13 protein-coding genes and 1 pseudogene are annotated in these 12322 nt (G+C 67.9%); 9 read left to right on the top strand and 5 right to left on the bottom strand.

The window, feature by feature from the left end; genetic code table 11:
- Positions 1-63: 63 nt before the first annotated feature.
- Positions 64-564 (bottom strand): annotated as a pseudogene (locus ACOI2T_RS21735) (FAD-dependent oxidoreductase); the annotation flags it as partial.
- Between the two features lie 89 nt (positions 565-653).
- On the opposite strand from ACOI2T_RS21735, the gene thyX reads away from it, so the two are divergent.
- The 3 genes from thyX to ACOI2T_RS21720 are packed head-to-tail and all read left to right on the top strand — an operon-like array spanning position 654 to position 4054.
- Positions 654-1406, top strand: a complete 753-nt coding sequence (thyX, locus tag ACOI2T_RS21730) for an FAD-dependent thymidylate synthase (RefSeq protein ID WP_409503509.1) — start codon at positions 654-656, stop codon at positions 1404-1406.
- Positions 1407-1460: 54 nt separating this feature from the next.
- Positions 1461-2369, top strand: coding sequence for a 4-hydroxy-tetrahydrodipicolinate synthase (dapA, locus tag ACOI2T_RS21725; protein WP_409503508.1), 909 nt, complete (start codon positions 1461-1463; stop codon positions 2367-2369).
- A gap of 8 nt (positions 2370-2377) precedes the next feature.
- The gene (locus ACOI2T_RS21720) at positions 2378-4054 is read left to right on the top strand and encodes a ribonuclease J (RefSeq protein WP_409503691.1); all 1677 of its coding nucleotides are present in this window, start codon (positions 2378-2380) and stop codon (positions 4052-4054) included.
- Here the strand turns inward: ACOI2T_RS21720 and ACOI2T_RS21715 are convergent.
- The 3 genes from ACOI2T_RS21715 to ACOI2T_RS21705 are packed head-to-tail and all read right to left on the bottom strand — an operon-like array spanning position 4051 to position 5646.
- The gene (locus ACOI2T_RS21715; RefSeq protein ID WP_409503507.1) at positions 4051-4476 is read right to left on the bottom strand and encodes a hypothetical protein; all 426 of its coding nucleotides are present in this window, start codon (positions 4474-4476) and stop codon (positions 4051-4053) included. The genes ACOI2T_RS21720 and ACOI2T_RS21715 overlap by 4 nt on opposite strands.
- The gene (locus tag ACOI2T_RS21710) at positions 4473-5300 is read right to left on the bottom strand and encodes a mycofactocin-coupled SDR family oxidoreductase (protein ID WP_409503690.1); all 828 of its coding nucleotides are present in this window, start codon (positions 5298-5300) and stop codon (positions 4473-4475) included. Before ACOI2T_RS21710 ends, ACOI2T_RS21715 begins: the two co-directional genes overlap by 4 nt.
- Before the next feature lie 31 nt (positions 5301-5331).
- The gene (locus ACOI2T_RS21705; RefSeq protein WP_085148258.1) at positions 5332-5646 is read right to left on the bottom strand and encodes a putative quinol monooxygenase; all 315 of its coding nucleotides are present in this window, start codon (positions 5644-5646) and stop codon (positions 5332-5334) included.
- Positions 5647-5805: 159 nt separating this feature from the next.
- Here ACOI2T_RS21705 and ACOI2T_RS21700 point away from each other — a divergent pair, with 159 nt between their 5' ends.
- On the top strand, positions 5806-8343 hold the full coding sequence (locus tag ACOI2T_RS21700; protein WP_409503506.1) for an FtsK/SpoIIIE family DNA translocase: 2538 nt from the start codon (positions 5806-5808) through the stop codon (positions 8341-8343).
- Positions 8344-8456: 113 nt separating this feature from the next.
- On the opposite strand, the gene ACOI2T_RS21695 is transcribed toward ACOI2T_RS21700, so the two are convergent.
- Positions 8457-8939 carry an amino-acid N-acetyltransferase gene (locus ACOI2T_RS21695; protein ID WP_067851407.1) on the bottom strand — a complete coding sequence of 161 codons (483 nt, stop codon included), beginning with the start codon at positions 8937-8939 and terminating at the stop codon, positions 8457-8459.
- An 81-nt stretch (positions 8940-9020) separates the two neighbouring features.
- Here ACOI2T_RS21695 and pgsA point away from each other — a divergent pair, with 81 nt between their 5' ends.
- From pgsA to pspM, 5 genes are all read left to right on the top strand, one after another.
- Entirely contained in the window at positions 9021-9626 is a 606-nt protein-coding gene (gene pgsA, locus ACOI2T_RS21690; protein ID WP_409503504.1) for a CDP-diacylglycerol--glycerol-3-phosphate 3-phosphatidyltransferase, read from the top strand.
- On the top strand, positions 9604-10092 hold the full coding sequence (locus ACOI2T_RS21685; RefSeq protein ID WP_409503503.1) for a CinA family protein: 489 nt from the start codon (positions 9604-9606) through the stop codon (positions 10090-10092). Before pgsA ends, ACOI2T_RS21685 begins: the two co-directional genes overlap by 23 nt.
- An 83-nt stretch (positions 10093-10175) precedes the next feature.
- Positions 10176-10508, top strand: a complete 333-nt coding sequence (gene clgR / locus ACOI2T_RS21680) for a transcriptional regulator ClgR (RefSeq protein ID WP_067851084.1) — start codon at positions 10176-10178, stop codon at positions 10506-10508.
- Between the two features lie 157 nt (positions 10509-10665).
- The gene (gene pspA / locus ACOI2T_RS21675; protein WP_067851086.1) at positions 10666-11481 is read left to right on the top strand and encodes a phage shock protein PspA; all 816 of its coding nucleotides are present in this window, start codon (positions 10666-10668) and stop codon (positions 11479-11481) included.
- A 20-nt stretch (positions 11482-11501) separates the two neighbouring features.
- Complete coding sequence (gene pspM, locus ACOI2T_RS21670; protein ID WP_409503502.1) at positions 11502-12320, top strand: phage shock envelope stress response protein PspM; 819 nt, start codon at positions 11502-11504, stop codon at positions 12318-12320.
- Positions 12321-12322 lie beyond the last annotated feature (2 nt).

The raw sequence follows: 12322 nt of genomic DNA, 5'->3' as shown, positions 1-12322 counted from the left end.
ATCGATTGCGGCGTGAACATCGGCCAGCAGAAAGCGTTCGATGATCGGCACCCCGGGAAACCCGATACCGGCCGCCTTGCGGACGACGCTGTGGGCGCCGTCGGCTCCGACGACCCAGCCGCAGCGCACGTCGGAATCCCCGGCCCGCACCGCCACACCGTCGGCCTCGGGAGCCAGCCCGGTCACCGGCATGCCCCACTCGACGGTGCCACCGAGTGCGGTCAGTCGGTCCCGCAGCGCGCCCTCGATGTCGGCCTGCGACATCAGCAGGGCGGCGGGCCCGTGCAGGCGGGCGGGCCGCCCGATCGGCAGGCTCGCCAACGGCCGGCCGTCCACGTGGACGGTCACCCGCTCGACGGGCAACCCGTGTTCCGGAAGATGGCCCAGCGCGCTCAGCCGATCGAGCACCTCGACTCCGCGGGGCTGCAAGCCGAGCGCGCGCGATGTCACGGCGGGTCCGTCGGCCTTGTCGAAGACGCGTACCGCGACGCCGGCTTCCTGCAGGGCGCAGGCCGCCGCCAGGCCGGTCGGCCCGGCTCCCACTACGACGACATCCGGTGTCATATCAGCTCCTCATGTTAGTTGCTAACATGTTAGGCGACTAACATTGCATGGACAAGGCGCGGGGAGGCCGGCCCGTTAAGGTGAGGCCTGTGGCCGAGATCGCGCCCCTGCGCGTGCAACTGATCGCCAGGACCGAGTTCCAGGCGCCGCCAGACGTCCCGTGGGAGACCGACGCCGACGGTGGATCCGCGCTCGTGGAATTCGCCGGCCGGGCCTGCTATCAGAGCTGGTCGAAGCCGAATCCGAAGACCGCGACCAACGACGGCTACATCCGCCACATCATCGATGTCGGGCACTTCTCGGTGCTCGAGCACGCGTCGGTGTCGTTCTACATCACGGGGATCTCCCGGTCTGCCACCCACGAGTTGATCCGGCACCGGCACTTCTCCTACTCGCAGCTCTCGCAGCGGTACGTGCCCGAAAACGATGCCGAGGTGGTGGTGCCACCGGGGTTCGAGGACGACCCGGAGCTGGTCGAGCTCTTCTCGGCGGCCGCCGACGCGAGCCGCGCGGCCTACACGGAGTTGCTGTCGCGGCTGGAAGCGAGGTTCGAGGACCAGCCCAACGCTGTATTGCGCCGTAAGCAGGCCCGGCAGGCGGCCCGAGCGGTCCTGCCGAACGCGACCGAGACGCGCATCGTCGTCACCGGCAACTACCGGGCGTGGCGGCATTTCATCGCCATGCGGGCCAGTGAGCACGCCGATGTCGAGATCCGCCGGCTCGCCATCGCGTGCCTGCGTGAACTGGTCGCCGTCGCACCTGCGGTGTTCTCGGATTTCGACATCTACACGCTGGCGGATGGCACGGAGGTGGCAACCTCTCCGTTGGCCACGGAGGCTTGACGGAGTGGCCCATCGGTATCGCGACAGAAGCGTGACAACGACCAGGTAATCTTGGTGCCCGTGAGCACCAGCGCAATTGACGTAACCGCCCGGTTGGGCACCGTGCTGACCGCGATGGTTACGCCTTTCAAGCCCGACGGCTCACTCGATCTCGACGCTGCGGCCCGGCTCGCGGCACATCTCGTGGATTCCGGATGCGACGGGCTCGTGCTGTCCGGCACGACCGGTGAATCCCCGACCACCACCGACGACGAGAAGATCGCGCTGCTGCGCGCGGTGCTCGAAGCCGTCGGCGACCGGGCACGCATCATCGCCGGTGCGGGAAGCTACGACACCGCACACAGCGTGCACCTGGCCAAGGCCTGTGCCGCGGAGGGCGCGCACGGACTGCTCGTCGTGACGCCGTATTACTCGCGGCCGCCGCAGGCAGGCCTGATCGCGCACTTCACGACGGTGGCCGATGCCACCGAGCTGCCGGTTCTGCTGTACGACATTCCGCCGCGCTCATCGATCCCGATCACCTGGGACACCATGCGCACGTTGGCCGAGCACCCGAACATCGTGGGCGTCAAGGACGCCAAGGGCGATCTGCCCGGCGGTGGGCAGATCATCGCCGAGACCGGTCTGGCGTACTACTCCGGCGACGACGCGCTCAACCTGCCGTGGCTGGCCATGGGAGCGGTCGGCGTCGTCAGCGTCTGGGGTCATCTGGCCGCCGGTCAGCTGCGAGACATGTTGTCGGCGTTCAACTCCGGTGACATCGCCACCGCCCGCAAGATCAACGTCGCGCTTGCACCGCTGGCGGCCGCGCAGGCGCGGCTCGGTGGCGTGACGATGTCGAAGGCGGGGTTGCGGTTGCAGGGCTTCGAGGCCGGTGAGCCGCGGTTGCCGCAGATCCCCGCGACCGCCGACGAGATCGAGGCCTTGGCTGCCGACATGCGAGCCGCGGCGGTGCTCAGGTAGTGACGGTAGTGAGCGCCGAATTCGCGCCGCCCGCGCCTCTGGCTCCAGGAGGTCTGCGGGTCACCGCACTGGGCGGAATCAGCGAGATCGGCCGCAACATGACCGTTTTCGAGCATCTTGGCCGATTGCTCATCGTCGACTGCGGAGTCTTGTTCCCCGGGCACGACGAACCCGGCGTCGACCTGATCCTGCCGGACCTGCGCCACATCGAGCATCGCCTCGAGGATGTCGAGGCACTGGTGGTCACGCACGGCCACGAGGACCACATCGGCGCGATCCCTTTTCTGCTCAAGCTGCGGCCCGACATCCCGGTGGTGGGCTCGAAGTTCACCATCGCCCTGATCCGGGAGAAGTGCCGCGAACACCGCATCAAACCGATGTTCGTCGAGGTGGCCGAGCGGCAGAGCAGCACCCACGGGGTATTCGAATGTGAGTACTTCGCGGTCAACCACTCGATTCCGGGATGTCTTGCCGTCGCCATCCACACCGGTGCGGGCACGGTGCTGCACACCGGCGACATCAAGCTCGACCAGCTGCCACTCGACGGTCGTCCGACCGACCTGCCGGGGATGTCGCGGCTCGGTGATTCGGGCGTGGACCTGTTTCTCTGCGACTCCACCAATTCCGAGCATCCCGGGGTCAGCCCTTCGGAGAGTGAAGTCGGCCCCACGTTGCACCGCCTGATCCGCGGGGCCGAGGGCCGGGTGATCGTGGCCTGCTTCGCGTCGAATGTCGATCGCGTGCAACAGATCATCGACGCCGCCGTGGCGCTCGGCCGTCGCGTGTCGTTCGTGGGCCGGTCCATGGTGCGCAACATGGGCATCGCCCGCGAGCTGGGATATCTGCGGGTCGACGACGCCGACATCTTGGACATCGCCGCGGCCGAGATGATGCCGCCGGACCGGGTTGTGTTGATCACCACCGGAACTCAGGGCGAGCCGATGGCCGCGTTGTCCCGGATGTCGCGCGGTGAGCATCGCAGCATCACGTTGACGGCGGGCGATCTGATCATCCTGTCGTCCTCACTGATTCCCGGCAATGAGGAAGCCGTCTACGGCGTGATCGACTCGCTGGCCAAGATCGGTGCCCGCGTGGTCACCAATGCTCAAGCGCGCGTGCATGTTTCCGGCCACGCCTATGCCGGCGAACTGCTGTTCCTGTACAACGGCGTGCGGCCGCGCAACGTCATGCCGGTGCACGGAACGTGGCGACATCTGCGGGCCAACGCCGCGCTGGCCGCCCGCGCCGGGGTGCCGCCGGAGAACATCGTGCTGGCCGAGAACGGGGTCAGTGTGGACCTCGTCGCGGGCAGGGCATCCATCTCCGGAGCGGTCACGGTGGGCAAGATGTTCGTCGACGGCCTGATCACGGGTGATGTCGGCGATGCCACGCTCGGCGAACGGCTCATCCTGTCGTCGGGTTTCGTGGCCGTGACGGTCGTCGTGCATCGCGGTACCGGACGTCCCGCCGGCCCGGCGCATCTGTACTCGCGTGGGTTCTCGGAGGACCCGAAGGCGCTCGAGCCCGCGGCCCGCAATGTGGAACGCGAGCTGGAAACCCTGGCCGCCGACAACGTCACCGATCCGACGCGGATCGCCCAGGCGGTGCGCCGCACCGTCGGTAAATGGGTGGGGGAGACATACCGCAGGCAGCCGATGATCGTGCCGACGGTCATCGAGATCTAGGCCGACAACAACAGGATTCCGCCGGTCAACAGGGCGATGACCTTGACGGCCTCCAACGCGACGTACGCGTAGTGCGCGTGCGAACGCGGCGCGTCGCTGCCGGATAGCACGGCGTCCGATCGACGTGTGAGACGGGGCCGCACCGCGAGCAGTTGCACGGCAAGCGCAACCACGGCGACCGCGATCGCGACGTTGACCGAGGTTGCCGGCGGGTCGGCGGCGAGCGCGATCAAAATCGCCACGGCGAAAAGGATTTCGACGCTGTTGAGGGCGCGGAACACCAGCCTTCCGATACCGAGCCCGATCTGCAGCGTCACCCCCGGCGCCCGGAACTTCAGCGGGGCCTCCAGAAATGAGATCGCCAGCACCATACCGAGCCACACGAACGACACGGCCACGATGACGGCTGCGGCCGGGCTCATCGCTTGTTCACGATGCCGGCGTCAACTGGAAGCGTCACCCCGGTGACATAACGCGCCTGATCGGACACCAGCCAGGCGACCGCGTTGGCGATGTCCTCGACCTGAACCACCTGCACGGGCAGCGCATTTCCGAAATCCGTCGGGGCGTTCAATTCCTCGGCCACGTGCTTGAGCCACTGCCTGGTGAACTCGTTGTTGATCATCGGCGTGTCGACACCGGTGGGATGGATCGAGTTCACCCGGATGCTGTGCGGGGCAAGGAAATTGGCGTAGGCGCGCATCAGGCCGACCACGCCGTGCTTTGCGGCTGTGTATCCCAGCGATCCGCGGTCACCGCCGCCGACGCCGATCAGGCCGGCCGCCGAGCTGATCAGCACGATGGACCCGCCGTCGCCCTGCTCGACCATCGTCGGGATCGCGACCTCGACGGTGTGGTGCACGCCGGTGAGGTTCACGTCGACGACATCACGCCAGCCGTCGGCACCCGACTGCATCGGGGCGATGCCGGCATTGGCGACCACGATGTCGAGGCGGCCGAGCTCGTCCACCCCGGCCTGAAGCGCGGTGGCGAGCGCCGCCTCGTCACGCACGTCGGCCTGGCCCGCGACGATCCGCGCACCGGTGTCCTCGACGAGTTTGACCGTCTCGGCCAGATCGTCCGGCGTCGCCATGGGGTAGGGGACCGAGGCGATCTGGTCGCACAGGTCGACCGCGATGATGTCGGCCCCGTCGGCGGCCAGCCGGATCGCCTCGGCGCGGCCCTGACCGCGCGCGGCACCGGTGATGAACGCGACCTTGCCCGTGAGGGGACCGTCGGTGGGCATCCCGACCGTCACTTCTTCGCGCAAGCGCTCATTAGGGCCGCAGCTGGCCCTTGGCCGGGTCTCCGGCGACCACCGGCTGCAGGACCTTGATGTCCGGCGCGCCGTCGAGCAGTTCGCCGACCGTGCCGAACAGTGTGCCCACCGCGGGTGCCGAGCTGTGGGTCTTGAGTGCGTCGGCGTCGGCCCACTGCTCGACGAACACGAACGTTCCGTCGGCTTCGTGCAGCGAATAGAGGTCGCATCCGGGCTCGTCGTGCACCGCCTCGATGGCTTTGGTGCAGGCCGCACGGACCGCGTCGACGGACTCGGGCTTGGCCTTCATGGTGGCGACGACGACAACAGGCATATGCGCAGAACTCCTCGATGAGTGCCAAAGCTGGACGAGTGTCCACCCTACCCACAAACGGGCCCGATTCGGTTCGCATAACTAAGTTGTTATCGATACCAGTCTGTGACCCGTGTGGCAGATGGTGAATATGGGGCCTATGCGACTAGGCTTGCGGTCATGGCTAACAAGACAGCCGCCCGATCCGGAGCGCGTTCGAGCAGGTCAAAGGCCGGCTCGCAGGGCGGGTCCCGGCGTCAGTCGCCGGCCCGGCCAGCCCCGCCACGGCGCAAGCCTGCCCGTCGGCCGCACGCTTCGCCGGTGGCCGTCGCGGGTCAAAAGCTCGGCCGTGGCGCCCGCGCCGGCTGGCTCATGCTGGCCAAGGGGGCAGGGTCGACGGCCCGCTCGGTCGGACGCGCGCGCGAGATCGAGCCCGGCCATCGCCGTGACGGCATCGCCCTGGCCCTCCTCGGCATCGCGGTCGTGGTCGCTGCGAGTTCCTGGTTCGATGCCGCGCGGCCAGTCGGAGCCTGGATCGACACGTCGCTGCGCACGCTCGTCGGCGGCCCCGTGGTGCTCGTCCCGATCGTGCTCGGCGTCATCGCCGTAACCCTCATGCGCACCGAACCCGATCCGGAATCGCGCCCGCGCCTCATCCTCGGCTCGGCGATGATCGCGCTCCCGGCGCTGGGCCTGTGGCATCTGTGGTCGGGTTCGCCTGCCGACCCCATCGCCCGCCAGCACGCCGCGGGGTTCATCGGCTTCGCGATCGGCGGGCCGCTGTCCGACGGGCTCACGCCCTGGATCGCCGCGCCGCTGCTGTTCATCGGCGTCCTGTTCGGCCTCCTGCTGATCACCGGCACGACGATCCGCGAGGTGCCGTCGACCCTGCGCGCGATGTTCAGCACCCGCGCATTCCGTGACGACGACGAGTACTACGACGAATACGACGACGAGTACGCCGACGGCGAGCCCGACGATTTCTCCGACGGCTACTACGACGCACCAGCCGAGGACGAGGCCAAGACCTGGCCGACCGCGGCCATCGAGGCGCCCAAGCCGGCAGGCACGCCGATGGACAACTATCCCCTCGAGGACGCCCCGACCGTTCCCGAGCCGGCCGTCAAGCCCCGCCGCAAGAAACCGGAAGCCGCCAAGCCCGCGAAGAAGCCCGACGAGACGTTGGTGCTCGACCGCGTCGTCGAGGGGCCGTACGTCCTGCCGTCGCTCGACCTCTTGGTGGCCGGTGACCCGCCGAAGCTGCGGACCGCCGCGAACGACCAGATGACCGACGCGATCACGTCGGTGCTCGAGCAGTTCAAGGTCGACGCCGCGGTCACCGGTTGCACCCGCGGCCCGACCGTCACGCGTTACGAGGTCGAACTCGGGCCCGGCGTCAAGGTCGAGAAGATCACCGCGCTGCACCGCAACATCGCCTACGCGGTGGCCACCGAGAGCGTCCGCATGCTCGCCCCGATCCCGGGCAAGTCGGCCGTCGGCATCGAGGTGCCCAACACCGACCGCGAGATGGTCCGGCTGTCGGACGTGCTCACCGCGCCGTCGACGCGCCGGGATCACCACCCGCTCGTGATCGGCCTCGGCAAGGACATCGAGGGCGACTTCGTCTCGGCCAACCTGGCCAAGATGCCGCACCTTCTGGTGGCCGGTTCGACCGGCTCGGGTAAGTCGAGCTTCGTCAACTCGATGCTGGTGTCGCTTCTGGCCCGGGCCACCCCGGAAGAGGTCAGGATGATCCTGATCGACCCCAAGATGGTGGAACTCACGCCCTACGAAGGCATTCCACACCTGATCACGCCCATCATCACGCAGCCGAAGAAGGCGGCCGCCGCGCTCGCCTGGCTGGTCGAGGAGATGGAGCAGCGCTACCAGGACATGCAGGCATCGCGCGTGCGCCACATCGACGTGTTCAACGAGAAGGTGCGGTCGGGCGAGATCACCACCCCGCTGGGCAGCGAGCGGGTCTACAAGCCCTATCCCTACATCATCGCGATCGTCGACGAGCTCGCCGACCTCATGATGACCGCACCCCGCGACGTCGAAGACGCCATCGTCCGGATCACGCAAAAGGCGCGTGCCGCCGGCATTCACCTGGTGCTCGCCACGCAGCGGCCGTCGGTCGACGTCGTCACCGGCCTCATCAAGACGAACGTGCCGTCACGGCTGGCGTTCGCCACGTCCTCGTTGACCGACAGCCGCGTCATCCTCGACCAGGCCGGTGCCGAGAAGCTCATCGGTATGGGTGACGGACTGTTCCTGCCCATGGGCGCCAACAAACCCATCCGTATGCAGGGCGCGTTCATCACCGACGAAGAGATCCACGCCGTCGTCGCGGCCACCAAGGAACAGGCCGAGCCCGAATTCGTCGAAGGCGTCACCAAGGCCAAGCCGAGCGGCGAGCGCACCGACGTCGACCCCGACATCGGCGACGACATGGACGTGTTCCTGCAGGCCGTCGAGCTCGTGGTGTCGTCGCAGTTCGGCTCAACCTCGATGCTGCAGCGCAAGCTGCGCGTCGGCTTCGCCAAGGCGGGCCGGCTCATGGACCTCATGGAGACCCGCAACATCGTCGGCCCGTCCGAGGGATCCAAGGCCCGCGAGGTGCTCGTCAAGCCCGACGAGTTGGCCGGCACGCTCGCGCTCATCCGCGGTGGCGCCGATGCCAACGGAGCCGACGCCGACGACGACGAGGAGTTCTGAGGCGGGCTCGAACTGGCCTCAGCGCTCGGCTCAGCGCTCGAATGTCACGCTGGAGTGGCTGCCGCACCCGGCAGCCACTCCAGCTTGACAAACGCGGCCAGAGCGGCAGAACGCTAGAGCGTCAACAGCATTCGGGTGTTGCCCAGGGTGTTGGGCTTGACGTAGGAAAGGTCGAGGAACTCGGCCACGCCGGTGTCGTAGGAACGGCACATCTCCTCGAACACCTCGGCGGTCACCGGCGTCCCGTCGATCTCCTCGAAGCCGTGCCTGCTGAAGAACTCGACCTCGAACGTCAGCACGAAGATCCGTTGCAGATGCAGGTCGCGCGCGACGTCCAGCAATCGCTCCACGAGTAGATGGCCGACGCCGGCACCGCGGACCTTCGGATGCACCGCGACTGTGCGCACCTCGCCGAGATCGGACCACAACACGTGCAGTGCACCGCAGCCGACGAGTTCGCCGTCGAGTTCGGCGACCCAGAATTCCTGGACCGCCTCGTAGAGCGTGACGAGGTTCTTCTCGAGCAGGATTTTGCCTGCATAGATGTCCACGAGGCCCTTGATCGCGGGAACGTCAGAGGTGCGGGCGCGGCGCACCAGGGGGCGATTGGCCGCTTTTGCACTGCCTCCGTTCACAGGTGGAAGAGTATCCGTTCCGGCAACCGATATTCTGTTGCGGTGCCGGGGCAACCTTCTACCGATCCGGTGGTCCCGCGTGCGCGCGTGGCCAACCTCGCCAACGTGCTCACCGGCGTGCGACTGGTGCTCGTTCCGATCTTCCTCGTGCTGTTGTTCGTCGACGGCGGTCATGAAACCGGTTGGCGCTTGGCTGCTTTCGCGGTGTTCGCGGTCGCGGTGATCACCGACCGGTTCGACGGGGCGCTCGCGCGTAGCTACGGGATGGTGACCGAGTTCGGCACCCTGGCCGACCCGATCGCCGACAAGCTGCTGATCGGCTCGGCGCTGATCGGGTTGTCGATGCTCGGCGATCTGCCGTGGTGGGTGACCGTGGTGATCCTCGCTCGTGAGATCGGAATCACGGTGCTGCGTTTCGCGGTGCTGCGTCACGGGGTGATCCCGGCCAGCCGCGGCGGCAAGCTCAAGACCCTCGTGCAGGCGGTTGCCATCGGGTTGTTCATCCTGCCGTTGCAGGCATGGCCCGACATCTGGCTGACCGTGGCCTGGGTGATCATGTGGGCCGCGGTGGTGCTGACCGTGCTCACCGGAGCCGACTATGTGATTTCGGCGATCAGGGATTCACGTGGACGACCCGCTCGTAACTGACGACGCACGTGCGCTCGTCGCCGATCTGACCGTGCGCGGCCAGAGTGTGGCGACGGCCGAATCCCTCACGGCCGGGCTGTTGGCGGCGACCTTGGCGGGTGTGCCCGGCTCCAGCGCCGTGCTGCACGGCGGGCTGATCACCTACACCGAGGACACCAAGATCTGGCTGGCCGGTGTCGCGCCGCAGGTGCTCGACGCCGTCGGCCCGGTCGCGGGTCCCACGGCCCGCGCGTTGGCGGTCGGCGCCCGTCAGCGGTGTGCGGCCACCTGGGGCGTCAGCCTGACGGGCGTGGCCGGCCCCGAGGCGCACGGCGGGCATCCGCCCGGCACGGTGTTTCTCGGCCTGGCCGGGCCGGTCGACACCGAGGTGGTCGAGCTCGCGCTGACGGGTTCCCGCTGGGAGATCCGTCGGGCCGCGGTCGATGAGGCCGTCGCACGGTTGCGTGTCCTCGTCGAGCGTCAGTGAGTTCGAGCCGTCGGGAACCTTCGCGGTGGGTGCCAGCGTTCTGCAGATAGCGAATCCGCGCAAAGCCACCGAAGGAGGGCACCATGACGGCATTGCTGCGCGAGGTGATTGGCGACGTGCTGCGCAACGCCCGCACCGACCAGGGGCGCACCCTGCGGGAGGTGTCCGACGCCGCCCGGGTCAGCCTGGGCTACCTGTCGGAGGTGGAACGCGGCCGCAAGGAGGCGTCGAGTGAACTCCTCAGCGCCATCTGCGACGCCCTCGACGTTCCGTTGTCGCGAGTGCTGACCGACGCCGGGGAGGGCATGGCCCGCCGCGAGCGCGACGCGGCACAACTCGCCCAGACCAACGTCGCGCACATCGACGTCTCGACCAAGGTCGTCATCCCGCAGGCAGTGTCGATGGCGGTCGCTTGATCGCTGCTCGCGGCGATTTTGCGAAACACACGTCCGAACATGCCGCGGGACTGTGGAGCCATGCCCGAAACCGATAAGTTGGCATCAGAGAAGTTGCGGCAACCCGGAAACTCAAGGCCCGATCTCAAGGCCCGATACGACAAGGCGGAATGAACCCATGGCCAATCCGTTCGTCAAGGCGTGGAAGTACCTGATGGCGCTTTTCAGCTCCAAGGTCGACGAGTACGCCGACCCGAAGGTGCAGATCCAGCAGGCCATCGAGGACGCCCAGCGTCAGCACCAGGCGCTCACGCAGCAGGCCGCCCAGGTGATCGGCAACCAGCGCCAGTTGGAGATGCGCCTCAACCGCCAGCTCGCCGATATCGAGAAGCTGCAGGTCAACGTCCGTCAGGCGCTCACCCTGGCCGACCAGGCCACCGCCGCCGGTGACGCCGCGAAGGCCACCGAATACAACAACGCCGCCGAGGCGTTCGCCGCGCAACTCGTGACCGCCGAACAGAGCGTCGAGGACCTCAAGGGTCTGCACGATCAGGCGCTGCAGGCCGCGAGCCAGGCCAAGAAGGCCGTCGAGCAGAACGCGATGATGCTGCAGCAGAAGATCGCCGAACGCACCAAGCTGTTGTCGCAACTCGAGCAGGCCAAGATGCAGGAGCAGGTCAGTTCGTCGCTGCGGTCGATGAGCGAGCTGGCCGCACCGGGCAACACGCCGAGCCTCGACGAGGTCAGGGACAAGATCGAACGCCGCTACGCCAACGCGATCGGCCAGGCCGAGCTCGCGCAGAACTCGGTGCAGGGCCGCATGATGGAGGTGCAGCAGGCCAGCGTCCAGATGGCCGGCCATTCGCGCCTGGAGCAGATCCGCGCGTCGATGCGCGGTGAGGCATTGCCGAGCGGCGGTGCCACGCCCGCCACACCGGCCACGCCCGCGACCAACCAGACCCCGGCTGCACCCGAAAACCCGCTCAGCCAATAGTGATTCGAGTGTTTTAGATCATGGCTACGAAGACCGGCCGACCAGAAGCCTGGCGGTCGCTGCTGCAGCGAGGTGTCGATACCGCCGCCGAGTTGTCCGGGGCACTTGCCGAGAAGCTGAGTGCCGCCGCCGACCCGCGCGCCAAGCTGCTGCGCAAACGGCGGTGGGCGCTGCGGCTCGGAGTGTTCTTCACCCTGGCGTGCGCGTTCTGGGTGTTCGTCACCGCGGTGCTCGCGTCGTGGAGCACCCCGGTCTGGGTCCTGATCATCACGGGCGCCATCGCCGCGGGCGCAGCGTTCCCGGCGACGTTGCTGTGGCTACGGTATCGCTGGCTGCGCGCCACGCCGCTGCCCGCCGAACGCCCCACCGTCGGGCGTCGGCTGCCGCCGTGGGGTTCGGCGGCCCGCCAGCCCATGGCGGCGCTGCTGGCCTCCGAGCGTGGGATGTTCTCGCTGCTCGGGGTGATGGAGCGGGGACGGATGCTGCCCGCCGAGGAGCTGCGGGAGCTGACCGTGGTGGCCAACCAGACCGCGCGCACGATGGCCGGGACCGCGAACGAGGTGGTGTCCATGGAGCGCGCCATCAGCAACGCGCCCCAGTCGCGGGCGCATCTGGTGCCCACGATCAACGCGTTCACCGCACAGTTGAATCAGGGTGTCCGGCAGTACAACGAAATGGTCACGGCCGCAGCCCAATTGGTGTCGGCGGCGAACAACGGTCCGGCATCGGCCGCGCCGCTGTCACAGCACCGCTACCGCACCGAGCTGACCGGCGCAACCGATCGGCTGATCGGCTGGGCGCAGGCCTTCGACGAGCTCGGGCAGCTGCGGCGGGCCTGACC

This window comes from Mycolicibacterium wolinskyi str. Jessa 2025 (assembly GCF_049241375.1).
Classification (GTDB): domain Bacteria; phylum Actinomycetota; class Actinomycetes; order Mycobacteriales; family Mycobacteriaceae; genus Mycobacterium; species Mycobacterium wolinskyi.
The sequence above is the reverse complement of the archived record's forward strand: the minus strand, read 5'-3'. Positions and strand labels throughout refer to the sequence as shown.